This window comes from Parabacteroides sp. AF27-14, from assembly GCF_003635425.1.
Classification (GTDB): domain Bacteria; phylum Bacteroidota; class Bacteroidia; order Bacteroidales; family Tannerellaceae; genus Parabacteroides; species Parabacteroides distasonis.
This window is the reverse complement of the sequence record NZ_QTLZ01000020.1, coordinates 37,394-60,960: the sequence shown is the minus strand read 5'-3', so window position 1 is coordinate 60,960 and position 23,567 is coordinate 37,394. Positions and strand designations below refer to the sequence as shown.

Here is a 23,567-nt window from a genome sequence, read left to right as displayed (position 1 = left end):
ATGAAAATATTGATTTTAGGCGCAGGAAAGATGGGTTCTTTCTTCACCGACCTGCTTAGTTTTGATCATGAGGTAGCCGTATTGGAGAAAGATCCGAAACGTATGCGTTTTATCTATAACGCCCTTCGCCTACAAAGCCCGGAAGAGGTTAAGGATTTCAATCCCGAGTTGGTCATCAACTGCGTGACGTTAAGTTACACGATAGAGGCTTTCAAGGCCGTAATGCCTTACTTGCAGCCATATTGCATTATTTCCGATATCGCTTCCGTGAAGACTTATTTGAAGGAGTTTTATGAGACATGCGGTTTCCCGTATGTCTCCACTCACCCGATGTTCGGACCTACATTCGCTAATCTGGGACAACTGGAGAAAGAGAATACGATTATTATCTCCGAGGGCGATCATCTGGGCAAGATATTCTTCAAGGATATTTATTCCAGCCTCCGCTTGCATATCTGCGAATACACGTTCGAGGAGCACGATAAAGTGGTAGCCTACTCACTAGGTATCCCATTCGCCTCCACTATGGTATTTGCCGCTACGATGAAGCATCAGGATGCCCCGGGTACCACTTTCAAACGCCATATGAAAATCGCCCGCGGCCTTTTGTCCGAGGACGATTTTCTATTGACCGAGATCCTTTTCAACCCCCGTACCCCTCGCCAAATCGAGCGGATACAAGAGGAATTGCATATCCTGCAAGAAATCATCAAGGATAAGGATTCCGAGAAGATGAAAGAGTATCTGACCAAGATACGGAAGAATATCGAATAAGAAATTAAGAAGGTTGTGCTGATTAATTTTTCAGCACGGCCTCTTTTAAAAGTTCTCTCCTTACCAACATAAAGGAGATAAATAACGTACACAATTCCGCCACCGGTACATTATACCAAATACTTTGGATGCCGAATAAAGAAGGATAAACGATAATACCAAAGGTTACGAATACCAAGCTACGCAGCATAGAGATAACAACCGACAGCTTAGCGTTGCCGATAGCCGTGAAATAACTGGAGGCCAATATATTCAGCCCACTCATCAAGAAGGTGAAGCAATAAATCGTTATGCCGTAATTAGCGATCGCCAAAGCGTCCAAAGCCTCTCCTCCCTTAAAGAAAAAGGACGTGATCTGTTGCCCGAAAAAGAATAAGATGGCGAATAACGTTATACCTATCATAAAATTAACACGCCCTGCTAATCTCAGCACTTTCTCGATCCGGTCCAATCTTCCTGCCCCGAAATTATAACTGATAATCGGTATAATTCCATCGGATATCCCTAAAAATACCGTGGTGGCGATAAACAGGATATAGTTAATCGCCGTAAAGGCGGCGACTCCATCCTCTCCTAAATATCGCATCATCGTTATATTGAACAAAAAAATCGTGATTCCGGCAGATAGCTCGGATATTCCTTCCGAAGAGCCATTGTATAACGCATTCCAGACCAAAGGCCAACGGAAACGTCCTCTTTGTACCGCTACGACTTGCCCTCGCTGGAACATCCGGGGAATATTGAACAGCGCTCCCAAGGTAAAGGCCAAGCCTGTAGCCAATCCCGCCCCCTTAATCCCTAAACCCATTACCGGGATAAACAAAAGATCCAGACCGATATTAATCAACACCGTACTTCCCATTACGATCATGGCATAAAGCGGATGCCCCATCGCCTTAATCATATAATCTCCTAAGAACATCAATGATAATAAAGGGAAAAACGGGACAAGGGAACGAATATAGTCCACGGCTCCCGTAACCAATACGTCATTCGCACCTAACATACGGGCGATATCTCCGGCGAATATATAAATCAACCCGCTAATCAAAACGGATATTCCTCCAAGAAACAAGAACGAAGTAGTTATAGCGTTATTCGCCTCTTGCCGATCCGAACGTCCGAGGTTTATACCGATCAAGGTCTGACACCCTACTCCTATCACGATAGACAAAGCCGTCATCAAACTATAGCAAGGTAAGATCAGATTCACGCTGGCCAAAGCGTTCGCCCCGACAAACCGCCCTAATATCACACCATCGATCACCGACTGAATCCCGAGGAATAATAGGCCGGCTACTCCCGGTATCGTATATTTCAGAAATAGTCTTGAAATCTTTTGGGTTAGTAAACCACGCTCCAACTCTTGGCGATGGATCGCCTTTTCTCCACTCATTTTCATATTATCCACTTCACGTTTTTAACGACGCAAAGATATGGCTATTGAAAACAAGAAAAATTACCCTATGATAAATAATGACTTTTCCCTATTTTTTTACAGAAGCACGGATACGGCTCAATGACTGTGGGGTTATCTGTAAATAAGAGGCGATATGTTTCAAGGGTAGTTTCAAGATCAAGTCCGGACGGGTTTTCAGCAATGACTCATATTGTTCACGAGCTTCCATCCAACTATCGTTTATAAAATAGTTCTCATATTCCCGAAGATAGTAATCTTGTATTTTCAACCCCCAATTGGCCAACTCAAGGGAGCTCCTGCATAGGTAATCCAATTTCGTTTTCGGTATTCTCAATAATGTCGTATTCTCCACCATTTGAACATTATAGGCGGAGATATCCCGATAAACAAAATTGATCACCTCGCTATCTGAGGCGAACCATAACGAGATATCTTTCCCCTCACGCTCCACGAAAGCCCGGACCAATCCGGTTTTCACGAACCAAACAAACGGATCTCTTTCTCCCTCCCGGATCGATAATTCTCCCTTAGCAAAAGAAACCTCTTTCATTTCTTCCAACAACTGCCCCACGATCTCATCTGATAAAGGAGACACCTGCCTTAATTGTTCTACGAACTGATCCATAATCATTCATTTATCTTATAACCGTAAAGATATAAAAAAAGTGCGATCCCAAAAACAAAGGTAATTTTGAAGGTTTGCGGATTCCAGTGATTTTACGTAATTTTGCACCGCTAAATCTAAGAAGAGGTATGAGCTGTAAATTCGAATATTATTTTTTTACGACTAAAAGCATCTTGTTCGTCCATTGGACTACGAGAGGTTCTACCGTATCCGCACCCTATTCCTTCTAATTTATCTTTACATTTTCATTTAGAACAACTCTATCGTATATCCGGTATATACGATCAAGGATTTTTACACCATCATTAATAACAGAACAATACATATGTACAATAGAATAGCGGGTTACAAACAATATTATAAATCCTTAGTAATGCTAGGGGTACCTATCATCATCGGACAATTGGGGGCTATCATCACCGGATTGGCAGACACCATCATGGTGGGACAGCACAGTACGGAGGAACTAGCGGCGGCATCGTTCGTCAATAATGTAATAAATGCGTTTATCATAATGGGAACTGGATTCTCCTATAATCTTACCCCGCTGATCGGACAGAATTTAGCGATGAATAAAAAGATCGTGATCGGAGGCTGGCTCAAAAACAGTCTGGTTGCCAATATGACTACCACCTTATTATTGATAGCCGTCTTACTGGGGATTTACCTAAACCTAGACTCTTTAGGCCAACCCGAAGAACTCTTGCCATTGATAAGACCTTATTTCGCAGTCTCATTAGTCTCGATCCTATTCGTAATGCTTTATAATTCATTCCGTCAATTCGTGGAAGGCATAGCCAACCCATCCATATCCATGTGGGTCCTATTGACAGGGAATCTGCTGAATATCATCGGCAACTATATCCTCATTTACGGAAAATGCGGAATGCCGGAACTCGGACTGCTCGGGGCAGGTATAAGCACCTTTATCTCGCGTATCATCATGCTATTGCTTTTCATCGCCGTATTCATGCTGCGAACCGACTATAAGCCTTACCGGAAAGGTTTCACCCATATTCGTATCAATAAGCAGAGTTGGAGAAGGCTGAATTCCATAGGCTGGCCGATCAGTCTACAACAAGGCTTGGAAGCGGGAACATTCTGCGTCACCGCCATCATGGTGGGTTGGCTGGGTAGCCTTGAGCTTGCCGCCCATCAAATAGCCATTACCATATCAACGATCAGTTTTACCATCTATTTAGGTCTTGGAGCCGCCGTAGCGATTCGTACCAGTTATTATAAAGGGGCGAACGACTGGTATATGGTGCGTAAGATCACCATTGCCGGGCTTCATCTAGGGCTTATTGTCGTTTGTATTGTCTGCACCACCTTATTCATGACCCAATCCTGGCTTGGATTAATATTTACGGATAATCTTCATGTCAACGCAATCGTGAAGACACTACTCCCCATATTGATGCTCTATCAAATAGGAGACAGCGCACAAATCATTTTAGCGAACTCCTTACGAGGGCTAGCCGACGTGAAAGCGATTATGTGGATCTCGTTTCTCGCTTATTTCATCATAGCCATACCTGCCGGATATCTATTGGGATTCACGTTCCATTGGGGTATCGCCGGGATTTGGATGGCTTACCCATTAGGCTTCTTATGCTCTGTATGCCTGCTGGGATACCGGGCGAAAATGCAGGTAAAATCGCATCTCGCCTAATCCGATCAAGCCTTACGATTGATCCGGGAGAAACTAATAACCGCCCCGATCAAGGCCAACACACTTCCCAGCCATAACGCCGCGGGCATGCTATGGCCGGGAAATAACTTAAACATCAAGGCTACCAGCGAAGCCCCGCAAGTTTGTCCCAGCAAACGGGCCGTACCCAACATGCCACTAGCCCCTCCACTCCTACTTTCCGGAGCGGCCCCGATCATGAGGCTATTGTTAGGAGTCTGGAACAACCCGAAGCCACAACCGCAAAGCGCCATGCGCCAGATAATATCCAGATCGGAAGGATGCGCCGGTAATTCCGCCAACGAGAACAACCCTCCCGAGAAGATAATCAACCCGATACCACTCAAGACCCCGGCATTCATTTTCTCCGACAAGATCCCGGCCAAAGGGGCGCACACCATTGTCGCCAAAGGCCAAGGAGTCAATAATAAGCCGGTCGCCACCTCATCGCGTCCCAGTACCCGCTGCAAGAAAAACGGGAAAGAGACCATAGCCAGCATCTGAGCGATGAAAGAAAACACAGACGTAATGATAGAAAGGGTAAAAAGAGGAATACGCAGCAAGTCTATCGGCAATAATGGATAGGCCTGCCGTTCCTCTCTCCGGATATAGAAATACCCACAGAACAATACGATAACAATCGCCGCTATTATCAATGAGATATGTACATCATGCGTGAACGCCTCGATAATCGCTATCACCAAACCGAATGTCAGCGCGTTCATGAGTGCCGCCGTAACATCAAACTTACGTCCGACAGCCTTCACCGGATTTTGCGGCAAGAACTTAAAGCTCAATATCAAAGCGGTAATACCTATCGGGATATTTATAGCGAACAACCAAGGCCAGTTCCCCACGGACAATATACCGGCGGCTATCGTAGGACCAGCGGCGGCCGATACGGATACCACCAAGGCATTAATCCCCATACCTCGCCCCAGAAAACGTTTGGGATAAATAATACGGATCAAGGCCGTATTCACGCTCGCTATGGCAGCGGCGCCAAAACCTTGTAGCGTACGGGCGATAATCAGCGTAAACAAGGAATCGGATAAAGCGCAGGCCAAAGAGGTACAGCTAAATAACAGCAACCCGATCGTATACACCTTCCGATACCCCCAGATCTCTCCCATCGACGATAACGACAGCAAAGAAATCGTGATCGCCAACTGATAAGCGTTCACCACCCATATAGAAGCAGACGGACTCGTATGGAGATCGCCGGCAATCGTAGGTAAAGCCACGTTTGCGATCGCCCCATCCAACACCGACACGGTAACACCAAGCCCAATCGCTAGGATCGCCCAATAACGGCTAGGGATTGGCAAGCCATCCGGGATATTCCCTCCCGTCTGACTATTTATATTCGTTATTTCTTTATCCATACGGTATATGAAACAGAAATAGGATGTATCTGGTTTAGGAAGTATCGACCAGATCGAGTATCTTTGCCCGTATAAATGGACATGACATGGCAAAACAAGGCACTATACTAGTTGTGGATGATAATAAAGGTATCCTGACCGCCGTACAAATGCTGTTAGGAACTTGCTTCGAGAAGGTTATCACCATCTCTACCCCGAACAAGATAAAAAACACGCTGCACGACGAGAACGTGGATGTCGTATTGCTCGACATGAATTTCAGCGCCGGTATAAACAGCGGCAATGAGGGGCTGTTCTGGCTCTCCGAGATCAAGAAGGCTTATCCCTCGATACAAGTCGTTCTCTTTACCGCCTACGCCGACATCGATCTGGCGGTACGAGGAATCAAGGAAGGAGCCACCGATTTCGTGGTAAAGCCTTGGGACAACGCTAAATTATTGGAAACCTTGCAAGCCGCTTATCAAATCCGCTCGGCCAATCATAAAGGCGGTGTCGGCAACAAGCAGTTGGTATCCAAGGAAAGCGGTATGTTCTGGGGAGACAGCAATGCCATGCAGCAACTACGGATGCTGATAGAGAAAGTAGCCAAGACAGACGCCAATCTATTAATCACGGGAGAGAACGGAACCGGTAAGGAAATGCTGGCCCGGGAAATACACCTGCTATCCCCCCGCAAGGATGAAGCCATGGTACCGGTGGATATGGGCGCGATCACGGAGACGCTGTTCGAGAGCGAGTTATTCGGCCACGTAAAAGGGGCCTTCACCGACGCCCGGACGGATCGCCCCGGTAAGTTCGAGGTAGCGAACAACGGAAGCTTGTTCCTCGACGAGATCGGGAACCTATCTTATCATCTGCAAGCCAAATTACTGACCGCCTTGCAACGCCGGAGCATCGTACGGGTAGGTAGCAATACCCCGATCCCCATCAATATCCGCCTGATCTGCGCCACGAACCGGGACTTGCAGGAGATGGTACAGAAAGAGCAATTCCGCGAGGACTTGCTGTATCGTATCAATACGATACACGTAGAGATCCCGCCCTTGAGGGAGCGGCCGGAGGATATCGTACCGCTTACCGAGATATTCATCACGAAATATACCAATATCTACGGTAAAAAGCCCATGGCCCTCACCGACGACGCCAAGGAAAAGCTGAAAGCCCAACCTTGGCTGGGTAATATCCGCGAACTGGAACATACCGTGGAGAAAGCGATTATCATTGCCGATGGTGATACTTTAGATGGCAGCAATTTCGATTTCCCCCGTAAGCGGGAGGTGCCCGTCAAGAATGACATCACTACGCTCGAGGAAATGGAGTATACTATGATCAAGGCCGCCATGGATAAATTCGGCGGTAATCTCTCGCTCGTGGCGAACCAGTTGGGTATCTCACGGCAAACGCTTTATAATAAGATCAAGCGGTATGAACTTTAAAGGCATTTATTACAGCCTCACCTTCCGCCTCGCCCTCGCTATCGGGCTGACGGCGGCACTCACCTACTTGGCCTTGGCGGAAGAATGGGGGTGGTTCCTGTTCTTAGGCATCGGATGGCTGGCTGCCTTGCGGGGCATCAGCCTTTTGTTCAAGCGGAACGCGCAAAAGGTAGCCTTCATGTTCGACGCGATCGACAATAGCGATTACGCTTTCAAGTACGCTACCCGGGGGCGCTCCTCCAACGACAAGCTGGTTAGCGACTCCTTAAACCGCATCACCCAAATACTTTTTCAAGCGAAAGCCGAGGCGATCCAGAAAGAGAAATATTACGAGTTGATCATGAACCAAGTGAATACGGGTATCATCGTAGAAGATGATAAGGGCAATATTTTCCAGACAAATAACGAGGCCTTGCGACTGCTGGGATTGACGGTCTTTACCCATGCCCGCCAGCTCGGACGTATCGACGAGAATCTAGAGCGCCTCATCAGCGACGTTCGTCCCGGCGAGAAACATCAGATCTCTTTTATCAACGAGCGGGGCACGGTACATCTCTCGGTCCGTGTCTCCGAGATGACGCTCCAAGAGAAACACGTCCGCATCATCGCGATCAATGATATTAACAGCGAGCTGGACGATAAGGAGATCGAGTCATGGATACGGCTGACACGGGTCTTGACCCATGAGATCATGAACTCCGTCACCCCTATCACCTCCTTGAGCGACACCTTGCTTTCCCTCCACCAGAATGTCGACGAGGAGATACGGGGCGGCTTGGAGGTAATCAGCTCTACCGGGAAGAGCTTGATCGCATTCGTCGAGTCGTACCGTAAGTTTACGCATATACCGACGCCTCAGCCCTCTTTATTCTACGTCAATAAGTTCGCCGAACGGCTCACGCGGTTGGCCCGCCATCACAATAACTACCCGAACATAACCATTCGTATCGACGTGGAACCGGAGGACTTGATCGTCTACGCCGACGAGAACCTGATCACGCAAGTAGTCTTGAACCTCTTGAAGAACGCCATGCAAGCGATCGGACACGAGCAAGAAAACGGCCTTATCTTGTTCAAGGCGTATTGCGACCCCAACGAGGCCGTTATCCTAGAAGTGACGAACAACGGCCCCATCATCCCCCCCGAGGAAGCCGAGCATATATTCGTGCCGTTCTTTACCACGAAAGAAGGCGGAAGCGGTATCGGGCTGTCCATCTCACGACAGATCATGCGCTTGTCCGGCGGCAGCATCGCGTTGAGAAGCAATCCGGCCCAGCGGCAGACAACCTTCGTGTTGACATTCCCGTAGCTCGTTTACCGTATCCGCATAAACGCGGACACGCGGCCGGGCGGATACGCAGACACACAAGCCCGGATACACGGGCGCGACCGTACGGGTACACCCGCGTATCCGTACAGCTACCCATCCGTATCCGAGTAGCTACATCTTTGTATCCGGGCAGCTACATCTTTGTATCCGAGTAGCTACATCTTTGTAGCCGTACGGATACGGACGGACAGCCGGGCAGCTACACGAGGACAGCCGTACGGATACCCACCACCGGCCGTACGAACGTATTTCCGGCCACCGTTGGGTAACAACGAAACTATTCGTATCTTTACGCTGTTTTTTAAATTTAAAAGTATCCATACAAACATGAACTTATTAGACAAACTGAAGATCAACCACCGCCCCCGCTCCGGGGCATTGGATTTGCTAAAATATATCGGCCCCGGATTACTTGTCACCGTAGGCTTTATCGATCCCGGAAACTGGGCGACGAATCTCGCGGCAGGCTCCGAGTTCGGCTACGCCCTCCTGTGGGTCGTCACCTTCTCGTCCGTCATGCTGATCATTATCCAGCACAACGTGGCCCACCTCGGTATCGTGACCGGCCTCTGCCTCTCGGAGGCGACCAACAAATACATGCCGCGCGTGCTAAGCCGCCCGATCCTAGGATCGGCCATGCTCGCCAGCATATCCACCTCCCTCGCCGAGATACTCGGTGGAGCCATCGCCCTCCGGATGTTGTTCGGTATGCCGATCAAGGCGGGAGCGGTGATCGTCACCATCGTATGCCTCGCCATGCTATTCAGTAATACATATAGTAAGACCGAACGCTGGATCATCACGTTCGTGTCCATTATCGGGCTCTCGTTCCTATACGAGCTGGCGTTGGTCGACGTAGACTGGGGGCAGGCCGTGGTAGGCTGGGTGAAACCCACCTTCCCCGAGAACTCCATGCTGATCATCATGAGCGTACTGGGAGCCGTCGTGATGCCTCACAACCTGTTCCTGCACTCGGAGGTGATACAGAGCCGGGAATGGAACCTAGAGGACGAGTCGGTCATCAAGAAACAACTGAAGTACGAGTTCTACGACACGCTCCTGTCCATGGTGATCGGCTGGGCGATCAACTCGGCGATGATCATCTTGGCCGCCTCTACCTTCTTCAAGCAAAACATCGCCGTAGACGAGCTGGACCAAGCGCAACAGTTATTGGTACCCCTCGTAGGAAATAACGCCGGGGTGATTTTCGCCGCCGCCCTATTACTGGCGGGTATCTCCTCGACCATCACATCCGGTATCGCCGGGGCTTCCATCTTCGCCGGATTCTATGGCGAGGCGTACAATCATACCGACCTCCACTCAAAGCTGGGAGTCCTGCTATCGTTCGTCCCCGCCTTGGCCATCATATTCCTGATCGGCGATCCGTTCAAGGGATTGATCCTGTCGCAGATGTTGTTGAGCGTGCAATTGCCGATCACGGTCTTCACGCAAGTGTACCTGACCTCCAGCAAGAAGGTCATGGGCGTCTACGCGAACAGCCGCTCTACGACCATCCTCCTCTTGCTGTTGGGAACGATGGTAACCGTCCTAAATATAGCCCTGCTCATCAGCCTATTTTAAAAAGAAATCGCTACCTTTGCCCCATTCGAAGAAAAACTATCAATTTTTAAGTATGAGCGATATCAATACAAACGAAGAAGAAGGCAAGAAGAACCTGAATTTCATTGAGGCAGCCGTAGAGAAAGATTTAGCGGAAGGCAAGAACGGAGGACGTGTACAAACCCGTTTCCCGCCCGAGCCCAACGGATACCTTCACATCGGCCACGCGAAGGCCATTTGCCTAGATTTCGGCATCGCTGAACGCCATGGCGGTATCTGCAACCTCCGTTTCGACGACACGAACCCGACGAAGGAGGATGAGGAATACGTGGAGGCGATCAAGGAGGATATCCAATGGCTGGGATATCAGTGGGGAAATATTTATTACGCGTCCGACTACTTCCAGCAATTGTGGGATTTCGCGATCCGCCTCATTGAGGAAGGTAAAGCATATATTGACGAGCAGACATCCGAACAAATAGCCCAGCAAAAGGGCACGCCTACACAACCGGGCATCGAGAGCCCGTATCGCAACCGTCCGATCGAGGAAAGCCTAGCTCTCTTCAAGAAGATGAACACGGGTGAGATAGCGGAAGGTGCCATGGTACTTCGCGCGAAGATCGACATGGCAAACCCGAACATGCACTTCCGCGATCCGATCATCTATCGGGTGGTTAACCATCCGCACCATCGTACGGGCACGACGTGGAAAGCGTATCCGATGTACGACTTCGCCCACGGACAGAGCGATTTCTTCGAGGGCGTGACGCATTCCTTGTGTACCTTGGAGTTTGTCGTACACCGTCCTCTGTATGATTTGTTTATCGACTGGCTGAAGGAAGGCGAGGACTTGAACGACAACCGCCCCCGACAGACTGAGTTCAACAAATTGAACCTAAGCTACACACTGATGAGCAAGCGTAACCTGCTTACATTGGTAAAAGAGAACTTGGTAAACGGCTGGGATGACCCCCGTATGCCGACCATCTGCGGTTTCCGCCGCCGGGGTTACTCTCCGGAGTCTATCCGTAAGTTCATCGACAAGATCGGTTATACGACTTACGACGCCCTGAACGAGTTCGCCTTGCTGGAAAGCGCCGTACGCGAGGATCTGAATGCCCGCGCCATCCGTGTATCCGCTGTGATCAATCCGGTGAAACTGATTATCACCAACTATCCGGAAGGACAGGTGGAGGAGCTGGAAGCGATCAACAACCCGGAAGATCCGGAAGCCGGCAGCCATACGATCGAGTTCAGCCGTGAGTTGTGGATGGAACGTGAGGATTTCATGGAAGACGCTCCCAAGAAATATTTCCGGATGACACCGGGACAGGAAGTTCGTCTGAAGAACGCCTATATCGTAAAATGTACGGGCTGTAAGAAAGACGAGAACGGTGAGATTACCGAGGTATATTGCGAATACGATCCGAATACCCGCAGCGGTATGCCGGACGCTAACCGTAAAGTAAAAGGTACCTTGCACTGGGTAAGCTGCGCCCATTGCCAAAAAGCGGAAGTACGCTTATACGACCGCCTTTGGAAAGTGGAGAACCCTAGAGACGAATTGGCCGCTATCCGGGAGGAGAAGAATTGCTCCCCGCTAGAGGCGATGAAGGAAATCATCAACCCGAACTCCTTGGAGATCCGGAAAAACTGTTACGTAGAGAAGTTCGTGGCTACCTTGCCCAAGCTTTCCTATCTTCAATTCCAGCGTATCGGCTATTTCAACATAGATAGCGAATCCACCCCCGACAACTTGGTATTCAACCGTACCGTAGGACTAAAGGACACGTGGAGCAAGATTAATAAATAAAGAATAGTAAATGAAAAAAGACGATATCTCACGCTTGTTACAACATTATCTTTCAGCGAAGGAAGAGGGTAAGGAGCCTTATTTCGACGCTGATCAAATCGATGAAATGTTGGACAGCTTTGAAGATTCGAACGATTATACTTACTTTGATGAAGTCTTAGCCCTCGGGCTAAAGCTTCATCCCGGTAATTCCGCCTTGCAAATCAAGAAAGGCAGGCAATTCGCGTATAACGAGGATTATGAGAGCGCTCTCGCTCTGCTCGAGAATATAGCGGAGACTGATAACCAAGATCTGGATATGTTAAAAATGGAATGCTATTGCTCGCTCAACCAATATCCCAAGGTTCTGGAGATCACGGAAGAGTTGATCACTAGGGATTGTGACTATTTGGAGGAAGTCTTCGAGTACATCTCTCCCATCCTGAATGATTTAGACATGAACAAAGAGGCCCGCGATTTCGTGGACCGTGGCTTGGCTTTATTTCCGGATAACTTGATCCTTAAGAATGAGCTTTGCTACATCCTCGAGACGGAAGGAGACGTTCCCCGGGCGATCGAGTTATGTAATGAGCTAATCGATAAGAATCCTTTCTCATACGAGTATTGGTTTACGCTGGGAAGGCTACATTCCATGGTTGGCGATTACGAGAAAGCGATCGAGGCTTTCGACTTCGCCTTGACGTGTGATGATTCCGATACGGAACTGAAAATATTGAAAGCGTACTGCCTGTATATGAACGAGAGCTATGAGAAGGCGATCGAGGAATATCAAGAAATCGAGGGTGATGAGGAGGTGATGCGCCGTATCTCTCCACTCATGGCGGAATGTTATATGAAGCTGGAGCAATATGAGAAGGCTTACCAACTGCTTTCCACGATCATAAACGATCCGGATATGGAGGATGGGCCGACCAATTATATCAATTATATCCGTTGTTGTACCGAGACTGAGCGCGACAACGAGGCTTCCATCATGTTATTCAAGGCGGCGCAATTGTATCCGAACAATGTCCGTCTCCTTTCTCTTTTAGCGCTTTGCTTGCTTGATAGCGGGAAAAAGGAGGAGGCTATCGCTATTACGAATAAGATATTCAAGATCATCGATAAGAAAAGTATCAATCCGGAAACTCAAGAAGAATGCAACAGCCTGCTTCATGCCGGACAATATTTGCTTTCTAAGGGAGATATAGATAAGGCGATCTCTTATTACAAGAAAGTCCTTCAAATCAACCCGAAGACTCCAATGATTCATATCCATTTGGCTATGGCTTATCTGGATAACCGTGATATGGAAAATTTCATGGAGCATATCGGCCAAATATCCGGAGATGATCTTCTTTATTTGCTTCGTAAAGTGGGACCGGAAGTATTCGCGGACTTTACCATCGATTCCGATAAAGAGAAGAAACATATCCAACCCGAGGATCTGGTAAAAGAGTTTTTAAAGAATAAAGATAACAGTAATTAGACAATTAATAATGTAATATGCCTAACAAACGAAATCTCAAGGACTACGGTTTTTTAGTATTAAAAGGTATGGGTATGGGAGCGGCGGATGTCGTTCCCGGCGTGTCGGGAGGAACGATCGCCTTTATCGTAGGTATCTACGAGGAACTGATCGACTCTATCAAAAGTATTAACGGGACGACATTGAAACAATTATTCACGGGGAAAATAGCGGCCTTCTGGAAAGGGATCAACGCTAATTTCTTGCTTTCTATCGTGGGTGGTATTGGTATTAGTATATTCTCCCTAGCGAAGATCATTACGTATCTCTTGGTGTATCATCCGATCTTGGTATGGTCTTTTTTCTTTGGTTTGGTGCTGGCCTCCACTTGGTTCGTCTCTAAGGATATCAAGCAATGGAACTGGAAGACGATCTTGAGTTTTGTTGTCGGGGCGGTGATCGCTTTTTATATCACCGTGGCGACTCCCGCCGAGACTCCGAGTAATTTACTCTTTATCTTCCTCTGTGGGGCGATCGCTATTTGCGCCATGATCTTGCCGGGTATCTCGGGTAGCTTTATCTTAGTGTTGCTCGGAAAATACTTCTATATCATGGAGGCGGTCAAGACGTTTAACGTTCCCGTTATGTTGGTGTTTATAGCGGGTGCGGCTATTGGTATCACGACGTTCTCCCGCGTGTTGTCATTCGCCCTTCGTAAATTCCATGATATAACGATCGCCGTATTGGCCGGATTCATGTTGGGTTCGCTTAACAAGGTATGGCCTTGGAAAGAAACGATCGAGACCTATGTGGATAGCCATGGCATGACCAAGCCGTTGGTTGAGGCGAATATCGCTCCGAATCAGTTTGTTTGGGAGGCCGTCGGATTGATGATCTTAGGTTTCGGGATCGTATATTTCCTAGAAAAGCTCTCACAAAAAAGCGCTAAGGCGTAACCCAATATTACAATGGGCATTATAAGGTGATTAGAATGCCCATTGTAACCTTCTTATAATGCCCATTCAAAGGTGGCTACAATGCCCATTCTTATCTACTAATCATTTCTATCATCGCACATCGTACTTTTCCAATAAGCGAAACCCTCCCCATACCAGTAAGGCGATAAAGAAAAACGTGGTCAGCGCATACAGGCCGATAAGCGCAAGACGTTCTTTTAAGGGAACGCTTCTTTCTTGATATCGAGGCGCTTCTTTTATATCAAACGACTTTCGGCTGGTAGAGACATCCTCATAAGGATTATACCAATGTGGGCTTTCCGGGTCCTCGGCGTCTTTTTGCTTGAACCATGCGAGGAACGTAAGTTGGAAGGCCTGTAAATCACGCCAATTTTTCTGGAATCGTAGATGGCCTCCTCCTAATAGAGCTTCCATCGCCCGTTCGTATTGGACGGTTGGGGACAGGAGGGTCAATCGACGGACTCCCTCGAACTGGCGGATCAGGCATTCGTAGTAATCCCGATAGGATTTCTCCCTTACTTCCTTCTTTTTCATAAATAAAGTAGCACGACGCTCATGATAGGGATAAAACGGGTCGTCTCTCTCTTGTGCCATGCTTCCGGGAGGGGCCTCTTTTGTCAACCGGCTTTCCTCTTCCTCTACTTTTTGAGCGATGTCTCGTAATAAAGGGCTCGGATAGAGGACATCGCCCCAGAATGTGGCGCTATTCGGGATAATTATGGTTCCAAACAGCCAAAAGGATACGCACATGAGTAGACTTACACTCGAATGCCTCGTCATGACGGAGGCGAACAATCCAAAACAGGTACATAATGAGATCAGCAAAAAGCTGATTCCGATAAATCCGAGTATCTAGCAATAATAACATGACAACGGATATATGCGAGAGAATCTTACTGATCCAATAGTTCCTCCGGGAAATGGGATAGGATAACAAATAACCTAATACCTTATCCCGTTTCTCTCCACATATCGAATCATAAGAGAATAACAGGGCGATAAAGCTAATGAATATCGAGACGATAAATGTCCAGTCCACCGAGCTTTTCGCATCCAGTAAAGGGTTTAGCATCCCTTGCTCTATCTCCAAGCCTCCCGCGTTCCATACATTATATTGAATGGTGTTTACCATTTCCTCCTCTTTACAGCTATACAAGAAGCCGTCGGTGCGGGGAGAGTAACGGAATATCCGTAGGCTATTCGCATAGTTTGTCAAGTTTTCGCTCAACTCCCGGTCTCTCCGTTCCTCGTCTTCCTCCAATTGCCGGTAAGTAGCCTGCTGTTCCGTATAGAATGAGACAAACAAGCGACTTCCTCCGGCGAATAGCAGCCCGATAAGCACGAACGATACCCGGAAACGCAAACTACGCGACAGGCGGCTCACCTCATGGCGGTATAATAGAAAGCTATCGTAAATCATATCTTCTAAAAATGTAAATAGCACTCGCTAAAAGCGCGATAAACAGGATGAACAAAAGGATTAAAGACCGCGCACCTCTCTGCGCCCGCTGCCAACCGGATAATTCCCGCAGGCTGAACTGAGGGATATCCCGAACGTCTACGGGCGAATAGTTCGCGTCGGCATACTGTTGCTCGGCATCTTTCATGATCCTCTCAAAAGCGGGAGGATCGTTCTTCTGAAGTTTCTCGGCCTGTCGTTCGAAAGCCTCCCATTCCTCTTGCGGCAGAAACTCATCCTCCCGGCAAGGAGTCACGTAGGAAGGCGAATAGAATAGGTCTCGATCCGTCAAGTAACGGATGAACTGTTCGCGATAGTTTCGTGCATCGCTCATATAAGACAGGAGCGCATCGGCATCGGTATTGCCCAGCCGGGCCATCAAACGGATATAAGTAGCCGATGGAGAGAGTAGATTCAAGATATCTTGCCACTTTCGCTGAGCAGACAATGTACACAAGTATTCCTCATCCAGCTTCCAGAGTCGCTCCGCATGATCTATCCGTATATTAGCGTCTACAACCGCCATCCGGCGGGTATGCTCCAGCACCAACCGGGAGCCTCCCCGAATATCTTTCGTACCTTCTCCATCCTCTACATCAAATAAATACCGCAGGGATTGAAGCCCCAAGGAATCCCGTAACTCCCTCCATCGCTTATCATACTCACTTCTCATCGACCAGAAAAGTTCCACTTTCTTGTTCTCCACCTGTTTATAGGAGGGCAAGGCCACCATGCTCCGGGAAGCGTAGGAGGACAAGGCCGGAATCACGAACAGGAATGTCAGCCAACTGAGCATACAGAGCACGATTGAGGTTACCGACCGGGCCGTCAGCGACGACACCAAGATACCGAACGAGGCAAAGAAAGCCAAATAGACAAACGAAGCCAAAAACATCCACCCTACGCCCATCCATTCGCTGCCCGAAAAACGGATGCCGCCTCCCAACACCACCAAGCCGAGCGCCAGCAAAAAGCAAGCCAGCAAGATCGGCAAAACGGTCAATACCACGCCTAGCCACTTCCCCAACAAGAAGCTATACCGGCTCACGGACGAGGAGAAGATGAAACGAAGCGTTCCCTCTTCCCTTTCCCTCGTCACCGCATCATAGGAAAAGACCAGCGCAAGGAGCGAGATCATAACGCTCAATACCGCCGAGAAATCAAACGGGGGAAACACTTTCATGAATGGGCTGTTTTGCGCCCAGTTAAATTGAAGTGGCAGAAACGGGATTTCCCATAAGTCGATGGAGACGATATAGCCCACGTTATTCGTGATCCCCCGGCTGAGCAGGCTCAAAGGCTCCGGCTCACGGACGAGCTTAGGACTCACTTTAGACCATACCAAGCAGGAGCGCATTTCCTCCCCCGCCTGTCTCGCCTCTGCCTCACATACCTCTTTTTGTATCTGATAATCGCTGACGCTGACAATCATCGTGAAAAGCACGATCACCAAGCAGAGCAATAATCCTACCACAAAACGGGACGAGCGGACGTTTAGCAGGAACTCCTTCCGAGCGAATATCCATACATTCCTCATAGGATAGCCTCCTGCATATAATCAAGGTAAATGCGTTCCAGGTCATCATGCAAGAACTCGTCACGGGCACGGATCATGACCAAGCGCCCATCCTTCATGATCCCTACTCGATCCGCCAAGGAACGGGCACGGAACAGGTCGTGGGTACAAATCAGTATCGATTTTCCTTCCAAGCGGAGGTGGTGCAAGAGTTGCATCAACTCGGCGGTGCTCCGGGGATCAAGGCCGGAGGTAGGCTCATCCATCACCATATTGTCGGCGTCTTTCAACAAGAGGGCGGCGATCTCTACTTTTTGCCGCATTCCCTTGGAGAAGGTCTTCAACTTACGCTCGAAGCTTTCTTCCGGCAGGCCGACACGACGCATCGCTTGATAATAGTCTCTCCGATCCAAGCGTTTCCCGGTAAGGCGTGTGAAGAAGTCCAAGTTCTCCCGGGCGGTAAAGTCACCGTACAGCATGACGTTCTCGGAGACATAGGCGATATGACGGCGTGTCTCCGCCGGATTGGAACGGACCTCTACCCCGTTCACCAAGGCCCGCCCGGAAGTGGGACGGATGAAATCGAGGAAGAGGTTCAAGGTCGTACTCTTCCCCGCCCCGTTGGCCCCCAAAAGAAAGAAGATCTCTCCCGGCTCGATCCGGAGGTTCAAGGCATCCAGAGCCAGATGCCCATCCTCATATCGTTTCGTTAAATCAATCGCTTCTAACATGAAACAAAGATAATCATAATCTGTTGATAACCTCATTGGCCGCACCGGAACCTTTGTACTTACTACGGGTGGCGTTGAAACGATACGTAACGGTCAGGCGCACTTGGCGACTATCCGGATTACTCCATTTCGTCATACTGCGGTCCGCCGCATACATCACGAAAGAATAACGTTGCGTAGCGAAAATATCGAAGCCTTGCAAGTTCAATGTCAACGCCTCGTCTTTCAAGAACGACTTACGTAACCCCACATAAACCCCTCCCGTTCGCTTACTTAAGCTTTGCATACTATCGCCATCTGTCGAAACACGACCATCCAACGAGAATATCCATCCTTTAGGCAAACGAAACGAGTTGTTTAAACTAAAGCCATAAGTAGGTTTATTAAAGGATCGCATCTCCCCCATCGTAAAAGCCTCAAAGAAAGGTTTGCTCACGCTTAGGTAAAGGGAAGGTTCCCAGAAATTAAACTTAGGGGAAAAAGAGACGGAAGCGTTCAAATATTGCGCCTTCGGATAGTTTTCTTGGGAGAAGACCGTAATGACCGGATCCGGCTCGTACGCCTTCATCATAAACGACGAAACATCCTTTATATATTGGTAATTCAATGAGGCTTGGATAAATTTATAGCCAAATTGATAAGTCAAGTCGTGATTGAAAGAGGGTTTCAATAGCGGATTACCGCCCTCGTAAGTGAAACGATCGTCGTACTGCAAGTCACTCCGCAATTGATAAAACGAGGGGCGACTTGTCTTTGCCGTATAACTTAACGACATCTGGGTCTTTCCTATCGGCATGGAAAGAGCGACATTCGGGAAGACATTATCATACAGACGGCTTTGTTCCGGAAGGAAAATACCTTTATCATAATAATCAAAGTCAACATGCTCATAACGCAAACCGATCTCAGCGCTTAATTTCTGCCAAGTCAAGGCATAACTGATAAAAGCGGCGGCATTCTGCTCCCGTATCTTGCTATCGGTAGCGGGCAGGATGCTTTGTGGATTGTCGAAACGGTCCGTACGATGTACATAACTGTATTCCCCTCCCCATTTCAATTCTCCCACGGCGATCGGGTAAGTCATCACTAATTTAACGGCATACAAACGATTGCGAGTCCGGTTACTGGTTGTTACCAAGCGATCATCATCCATCTCGCTATTCTCATTGGCAAACATACGGTTCTCCGAAGATCCGGTTAACCAGTCCGCATTAAAACTAATGGTTAGTTTATCATTAAACCTCCCTTCATAATAAGCGTTCACCTTGTGTTGATTTACGTCCGTTTCCATGCGGGTTTGGTAATGCAATACATCATATACCGTTTTATTTGCGTACATCGTGTTATCCGATATAAAATCAGCGCCCGAGTTAAAGCCCTTATTTCCTTCATACGTAGCGCCGAAGGAATGATGCTCATTCACCTCGTAATTCGCACCCAACTGACCATATACCGAACGGGAAGACTGGTCCACTGTCGTTTCCGCTTTCTGTTCCCACAGCGTGTCCACTTGAATATAGCTACTTGTCCGTTGCCTCGTTTGGGCTTGCCACAAGGAATAGTTAACCATCCCAAACAAATCCAATCCGTTCTTACGATAGTTCAAGTTCAATTGATCCGTGTTTCTCGTCTTATGGCTTTGGGAAACATTACTCCGGACATTGACACCCAAGCCCTCGCCCGCATGCCGAACCGTACGAATTTTCAATACCGCCTTCACCGTAGCGTCATATTCCGCACCCGGGTTCTGGATCAGTTCCACCTTGGAGATATCCTTCGAGCTTAGGCGTTCCAATTCCGAATTATCACGAACCAAACGGTTATTAATGTAGATCAAAGGCTCTCCCTTGCCGAACACGGTATATTTCCCGTCCGAGCTTTCCAAGCCGGGGATATGCGAGAGCACGTCATTCGCCGTACCGACCGTACTCAGCAAAGTCTCCCGAATGTTCGTCACCAAGCTACTTCCCTTTAGTTGGTAAGTAGGCAGTTTACCGGTCACGACCGCCTCGCCCAAGGCGATGGCATCCGGTTCCAGACGGATCGTTCCCACATCCCCCGCCTTCGGGCACTCCAGACAAATATCCTTATATCCGATATAAGATACCCGCAAGATATAACACTGCTCTTTCAAGCCTTCCAACACGAACTCACCCGACTCCTCGCTAACCGTCCCTTTTACGAACGCGGAATCTTCCGGATTCAATAACACCACATTGGCGAAACCAACAGGCGCCTCTTTATCATCTACTAACTTACCTAGGAAAGACTGTGCATTGACGCTTCCCCCAAAGATCGCTATAAGTATAGCGAGTAAAATAACAGCTCTCTTTCTCATATTCTTATTCTTTTTATCGTATCTAATCAAGTCTGCGATCACTATCCACTAAGCATTGATAACCAACAAACTACAGTTTCTTAAAATTCCTTACTAGGAAAACTTTTGTTTCTTCCTGTGAAAACTTTTGTTTCTCTATAGGAAAACTTTAGTTTCATTGAAGGAAAAACTTAGTTTCTAGTAAGGAAAAACATAGTCCCTCCTATGGAAACTAAATGGGTATCGGTAAACTTTTACCCAAATATACCAGAGATCATCCCTCTTTACCCTATAGAATACAAACGCCGTGCCAAAGCACATAACTCACTAATAAACAATATTATACACAAACAGCAAATATTCCATCTTTGGGTAACGGGTAATATCCTTACTCAAAACGGGTAAATTCTTACTCAAAAAGAGTACATTTGCCCATCCTAATATCCGAGAAGCATGTTATCCTTATTCAAACGACACACAAATACACCGCAGCCCGAACTCAGCAAGATGCTTTCCGAGTTCAACCGTTCCTTGATGCTTATCGCAGATAAGTCCCTACTGATCAATAATTTTATCTCCAAGATCAGACAGATATGCCCTGTAGAGATCATTCATCTTTTTCTATTAGATGAGAATACGGGAAAGTATAAACCGCAAGACGGCCCGTTATCCTCTTCCCTCTCTTTCAATGGAAAAGATAAACTGATCAGTTGGCTATTCGTGAACGAACGCTCGCTTCTGCTCTCCCAAAATCCCGATATAGCGGATTACTTCACGGCCGAGGAGCGGGAGAAGCTGGAGCAACTCCAAGCGGAGCTCATTTACCCGCTCAAAGTGATGAATAAGGTGAGCGGCGTGATTATGCTGGGAAAGAAGACAGATCGCACCGGTTTTACCGAGAATGAGCTGGGGCTTCTCTCCCTCTTGTTCAACCAAGCGGCATTCGCCATCGAACATGCCTCCCTTTATGAGATCCAATCCGAACGAATCAAGAAGATGTACCGGACCGACCGGCTCGCCACTTTAGGGGAACTGGCCGCCGGAGCCGCCCACGAGATCCGTAACCCGCTGACCGCCATTCGTAGCACGATCCAATACTTAAGCAAGGATTTCTCGGCCGATCCCGTGAAATCGGAGATGGCCACGGAACTCATCTCCGAGGTGGAGCGTATCAACAAGATCGTGCAAGGCCTGCTCTCTTTCGCCCGTCCATCCGCCTTGAATTCATCGGAAGTCAATCTGGAGCAATTGATCAACCAGACATTGCTACTCGTCCATAATACGCTGAAGAAGCAACAGGTCGAGGTGGAATTTGAATATTTCCATGAGAATACCGCCTTGCAAGCGGATGCCGAGCAACTCAAACAAGTATTTCTCAACATCATCCTCAACGCGGTGGAGGCGATGAGCCAGAATCCCCCGGAACGCTCACGTACATTAATAATTAGTATAGAGAAGGGAGCATCCATTGACGATCATTCCCATTACCTGCTCCTCTCCTTCGAGGACAGCGGAAAAGGCATCGGCGAGAAAGATCTGGATCACATCTTCAATCCCTTCTTCACCACCAAAGACGAGGGGACTGGTTTAGGACTCGCCATCTGTTACGGTATCATCAACCGCCACGAGGGCGAGATCGAGGTACACAGTACTCCCGGCAAAGGCACATGTTTCACCATCAAGTTACCGCAATATATAGTATGAAAGCAAAAATAGTAGTAGCCGACGACGAGCCGCGCATCCGTGCGATGATCGCCCTGCTCTTGAAAGAAGACGGATACGAGGTACAAACCGCCGCGAACGGACAAGAGGCCGTAGACGCCCTCCTCTCCTTCCGTCCTGACGTGATCTTGCTAGACCAGCAAATGCCGGTGCTTACCGGCGTGGAGGCATTGGAGAAGATCAAACGGCTATGCCCGAACCAAGTCGTCGTGTTCATAACCGCCTTCGGTTCCGTCTCCTTGGCGGTAGATGCCGTAAAGAAAGGCGCTTACGATTTTATTGAGAAGCCTTTTGACAACGATAAGTTGCTCCTTACCGTAAGCCGTGCCGTAGAGCATTGCCGGATGAAAGGCGAGATCAAGCACTTGAAAAACAAGTTAGGAGATATGAACACCGGTATCATCGGTGAGAAAAGCGGACTGAGGCAGGTCATGCTCCAAGTGGGACGGGTGGCGGAAACCGACGCTACCGTCTTGATCCACGGAGAGAGTGGAACCGGAAAGGAACTGATCGCCTGGGCGATACACGACCGGAGTAAACGCGTGAGCCAGCCTTTCGTGGCGATCAACTGTGGGGCGATCCCGCTCACCTTGATGGAGAGCGAGCTTTTTGGGCATGAGAAAGGCGCCTTTACCGATGCCAAGGAAACACAAGCCGGCACGTTCGAGCGGGCAAATGGCGGTACCCTGTTCCTAGACGAGATCGGTGAACTCCCGCTAGACGCCCAAGTAAAATTACTACGTGTATTAGAAGAACGTAAGATTACCCGCATCGGAGGCAAGAAAGCGATCCCCGTCAATGTCCGGATCGTGGCGGCTACGAACCGGAACTTGGAAGAAGAAGTAAGACTGGGTAAATTCCGTCTGGACCTGCTCTATCGGTTGAATGTCTTCACCATACAGCTTCCACCCCTTAGGGAACGGAAAGAGGACATCCCGTTGCTGGCCGCATTTTTCCTTCGCAAACATAATTCCTTGCTCAATCTCTCGATCGAGAGCATCACGCCTGAGGCTATGGATCAGTTATGCGCCTACGACTGGCCCGGTAACGTACGGGATTTAGAGAACGCCGTACAAAGCGCCATGATACTCTGCGTAGACCGGCAAATCCATCCCGGACATCTGCCCGCCCGTATCAAAAGCTACCAGATGGAGCGACTGACAGCTCCTCAGGAAGCGGAAGAAGACACCTCGCTCCGTGATACGAACTCCTTGGCGGAGAGGGCCCGCATCCTGTCCGCGCTGCAAAAGCATAACTATAACCGTACCCTGACCGCCGAGGCTTTAAATATCAGTAGAAAGACGCTATTCAACAAAATGAAACGTTATAATCTTGGCAACGAGTAATTTTTTACTAACTTTGATG

The 23,567-nt window shown here is 48.4% G+C and carries 18 protein-coding genes; 10 read left to right on the top strand and 8 right to left on the bottom strand.

Features of this window, described 5'->3' with window-relative positions; translation table 11 throughout:
* The gene (locus DWY79_RS17480) at positions 1-774 is read left to right on the top strand and encodes a prephenate dehydrogenase/arogenate dehydrogenase family protein (protein WP_005856360.1); all 774 of its coding nucleotides are present in this window, start codon (positions 1-3) and stop codon (positions 772-774) included.
* 22 nt (positions 775-796) lie between these two features.
* Here DWY79_RS17480 and DWY79_RS17475 read toward each other — a convergent pair whose 3' ends face one another.
* Positions 797-2,176: an MATE family efflux transporter gene (locus tag DWY79_RS17475; protein WP_034527476.1), complete on the bottom strand. Its 1,380-nt coding sequence runs from the start codon at positions 2,174-2,176 to the stop codon at positions 797-799.
* Between the two features lie 85 nt (positions 2,177-2,261).
* Complete coding sequence (locus DWY79_RS17470; protein WP_010182830.1) at positions 2,262-2,825, bottom strand: Crp/Fnr family transcriptional regulator; 564 nt, start codon at positions 2,823-2,825, stop codon at positions 2,262-2,264.
* A 319-nt stretch (positions 2,826-3,144) separates the two neighbouring features.
* On the opposite strand from DWY79_RS17470, the gene DWY79_RS17465 reads away from it, so the two are divergent.
* Complete coding sequence (locus DWY79_RS17465; RefSeq protein WP_005856341.1) at positions 3,145-4,491, top strand: MATE family efflux transporter; 1,347 nt, start codon at positions 3,145-3,147, stop codon at positions 4,489-4,491.
* 5 nt (positions 4,492-4,496) lie between these two features.
* Here the strand turns inward: DWY79_RS17465 and DWY79_RS17460 are convergent, their stop codons facing one another.
* Positions 4,497-5,894: an MFS transporter gene (locus tag DWY79_RS17460; RefSeq protein WP_122369928.1), complete on the bottom strand. Its 1,398-nt coding sequence runs from the start codon at positions 5,892-5,894 to the stop codon at positions 4,497-4,499.
* An 86-nt stretch (positions 5,895-5,980) separates the two neighbouring features.
* Between DWY79_RS17460 and DWY79_RS17455 the strand changes: the two genes are divergently transcribed.
* From DWY79_RS17455 to DWY79_RS17430, 6 genes are all read left to right on the top strand, one after another.
* Positions 5,981-7,330, top strand: a complete 1,350-nt coding sequence (locus tag DWY79_RS17455) for a sigma-54 dependent transcriptional regulator (RefSeq protein WP_057327114.1) — start codon at positions 5,981-5,983, stop codon at positions 7,328-7,330.
* Positions 7,320-8,639, top strand: a complete 1,320-nt coding sequence (locus DWY79_RS17450; RefSeq protein ID WP_122369926.1) for a PAS domain-containing sensor histidine kinase — start codon at positions 7,320-7,322, stop codon at positions 8,637-8,639. The genes DWY79_RS17455 and DWY79_RS17450 overlap by 11 nt, the downstream gene beginning before the upstream one ends.
* A 348-nt stretch (positions 8,640-8,987) precedes the next feature.
* The gene (locus tag DWY79_RS17445; protein WP_009276069.1) at positions 8,988-10,241 is read left to right on the top strand and encodes an Nramp family divalent metal transporter; all 1,254 of its coding nucleotides are present in this window, start codon (positions 8,988-8,990) and stop codon (positions 10,239-10,241) included.
* 52 nt (positions 10,242-10,293) lie between these two features.
* Positions 10,294-12,033, top strand: a complete 1,740-nt coding sequence (locus DWY79_RS17440; RefSeq protein ID WP_008778287.1) for a glutamine--tRNA ligase/YqeY domain fusion protein — start codon at positions 10,294-10,296, stop codon at positions 12,031-12,033.
* Between the two features lie 10 nt (positions 12,034-12,043).
* A complete protein-coding gene (locus DWY79_RS17435) occupies positions 12,044-13,501 on the top strand; it encodes a tetratricopeptide repeat protein (protein WP_122297327.1) in 1,458 nt (485 codons plus the stop codon).
* A 17-nt stretch (positions 13,502-13,518) separates the two neighbouring features.
* A complete protein-coding gene (locus DWY79_RS17430; RefSeq protein WP_022192847.1) occupies positions 13,519-14,436 on the top strand; it encodes a DUF368 domain-containing protein in 918 nt (305 codons plus the stop codon).
* A gap of 111 nt (positions 14,437-14,547) precedes the next feature.
* Here DWY79_RS17430 and DWY79_RS23100 read toward each other — a convergent pair whose 3' ends face one another.
* The 5 genes from DWY79_RS23100 to DWY79_RS17410 are packed head-to-tail and all read right to left on the bottom strand — an operon-like array spanning position 14,548 to position 20,501.
* Complete coding sequence (locus DWY79_RS23100) at positions 14,548-15,207, bottom strand: hypothetical protein (protein ID WP_233564006.1); 660 nt, start codon at positions 15,205-15,207, stop codon at positions 14,548-14,550.
* A complete protein-coding gene (locus tag DWY79_RS23095; protein WP_233564005.1) occupies positions 15,161-15,877 on the bottom strand; it encodes an ABC transporter permease subunit in 717 nt (238 codons plus the stop codon). The genes DWY79_RS23100 and DWY79_RS23095 overlap by 47 nt, the downstream gene beginning before the upstream one ends.
* Complete coding sequence (locus tag DWY79_RS17420) at positions 15,864-17,453, bottom strand: ABC transporter permease subunit (RefSeq protein WP_122369924.1); 1,590 nt, start codon at positions 17,451-17,453, stop codon at positions 15,864-15,866. The genes DWY79_RS23095 and DWY79_RS17420 overlap by 14 nt, the downstream gene beginning before the upstream one ends.
* Complete coding sequence (locus DWY79_RS17415; protein ID WP_122369922.1) at positions 17,450-18,163, bottom strand: ABC transporter ATP-binding protein; 714 nt, start codon at positions 18,161-18,163, stop codon at positions 17,450-17,452. The genes DWY79_RS17420 and DWY79_RS17415 overlap by 4 nt, the downstream gene beginning before the upstream one ends.
* Before the next feature lie 13 nt (positions 18,164-18,176).
* Entirely contained in the window at positions 18,177-20,501 is a 2,325-nt protein-coding gene (locus DWY79_RS17410) for an outer membrane beta-barrel family protein (protein WP_122369920.1), read from the bottom strand.
* Between the two features lie 432 nt (positions 20,502-20,933).
* Here DWY79_RS17410 and DWY79_RS17400 point away from each other — a divergent pair, with 432 nt between their 5' ends.
* Both DWY79_RS17400 and DWY79_RS17395 read left to right on the top strand, forming a co-directional pair.
* Complete coding sequence (locus tag DWY79_RS17400) at positions 20,934-22,184, top strand: GAF domain-containing sensor histidine kinase (protein WP_008771891.1); 1,251 nt, start codon at positions 20,934-20,936, stop codon at positions 22,182-22,184.
* Positions 22,181-23,548: a sigma-54 dependent transcriptional regulator gene (locus DWY79_RS17395; RefSeq protein WP_057318806.1), complete on the top strand. Its 1,368-nt coding sequence runs from the start codon at positions 22,181-22,183 to the stop codon at positions 23,546-23,548. Before DWY79_RS17400 ends, DWY79_RS17395 begins: the two co-directional genes overlap by 4 nt.
* The last annotated feature ends 19 nt before the right edge of the window (positions 23,549-23,567 follow it).

Excerpts from the sequence above, each read along its gene's own strand:
- DWY79_RS17415 (WP_122369922.1), bottom strand. The coding sequence starts at position 18,163 with ATGTTAGAAGCGATTGATTTAACGAAACGATATGAGGATGGGCATCTG.
- DWY79_RS17480 (WP_005856360.1), top strand. The coding sequence starts at position 1 with ATGAAAATATTGATTTTAGGCGCAGGAAAGATGGGTTCTTTCTTCACC.
- DWY79_RS17395 (WP_057318806.1), top strand. The coding sequence starts at position 22,181 with ATGAAAGCAAAAATAGTAGTAGCCGACGACGAGCCGCGCATCCGTGCG.
- DWY79_RS17470 (WP_010182830.1), bottom strand. The coding sequence starts at position 2,825 with ATGATTATGGATCAGTTCGTAGAACAATTAAGGCAGGTGTCTCCTTTA.
- DWY79_RS17475 (WP_034527476.1), bottom strand. The coding sequence starts at position 2,176 with ATGAAAATGAGTGGAGAAAAGGCGATCCATCGCCAAGAGTTGGAGCGT.
- DWY79_RS23100 (WP_233564006.1), bottom strand. The coding sequence starts at position 15,207 with ATGTGCGTATCCTTTTGGCTGTTTGGAACCATAATTATCCCGAATAGC.
- DWY79_RS17465 (WP_005856341.1), top strand. The coding sequence starts at position 3,145 with ATGTACAATAGAATAGCGGGTTACAAACAATATTATAAATCCTTAGTA.
- DWY79_RS17455 (WP_057327114.1), top strand. The coding sequence starts at position 5,981 with ATGGCAAAACAAGGCACTATACTAGTTGTGGATGATAATAAAGGTATC.
- DWY79_RS17445 (WP_009276069.1), top strand. The coding sequence starts at position 8,988 with ATGAACTTATTAGACAAACTGAAGATCAACCACCGCCCCCGCTCCGGG.
- DWY79_RS17420 (WP_122369924.1), bottom strand. The coding sequence starts at position 17,453 with ATGAGGAATGTATGGATATTCGCTCGGAAGGAGTTCCTGCTAAACGTC.
- DWY79_RS17440 (WP_008778287.1), top strand. The coding sequence starts at position 10,294 with ATGAGCGATATCAATACAAACGAAGAAGAAGGCAAGAAGAACCTGAAT.
- DWY79_RS17410 (WP_122369920.1), bottom strand. The coding sequence starts at position 20,501 with ATGAGAAAGAGAGCTGTTATTTTACTCGCTATACTTATAGCGATCTTT.
- DWY79_RS17430 (WP_022192847.1), top strand. The coding sequence starts at position 13,519 with ATGCCTAACAAACGAAATCTCAAGGACTACGGTTTTTTAGTATTAAAA.
- DWY79_RS17435 (WP_122297327.1), top strand. The coding sequence starts at position 12,044 with ATGAAAAAAGACGATATCTCACGCTTGTTACAACATTATCTTTCAGCG.
- DWY79_RS17450 (WP_122369926.1), top strand. The coding sequence starts at position 7,320 with ATGAACTTTAAAGGCATTTATTACAGCCTCACCTTCCGCCTCGCCCTC.
- DWY79_RS17460 (WP_122369928.1), bottom strand. The coding sequence starts at position 5,894 with ATGGATAAAGAAATAACGAATATAAATAGTCAGACGGGAGGGAATATC.
- DWY79_RS23095 (WP_233564005.1), bottom strand. The coding sequence starts at position 15,877 with ATGATTTACGATAGCTTTCTATTATACCGCCATGAGGTGAGCCGCCTG.
- DWY79_RS17400 (WP_008771891.1), top strand. The coding sequence starts at position 20,934 with ATGTTATCCTTATTCAAACGACACACAAATACACCGCAGCCCGAACTC.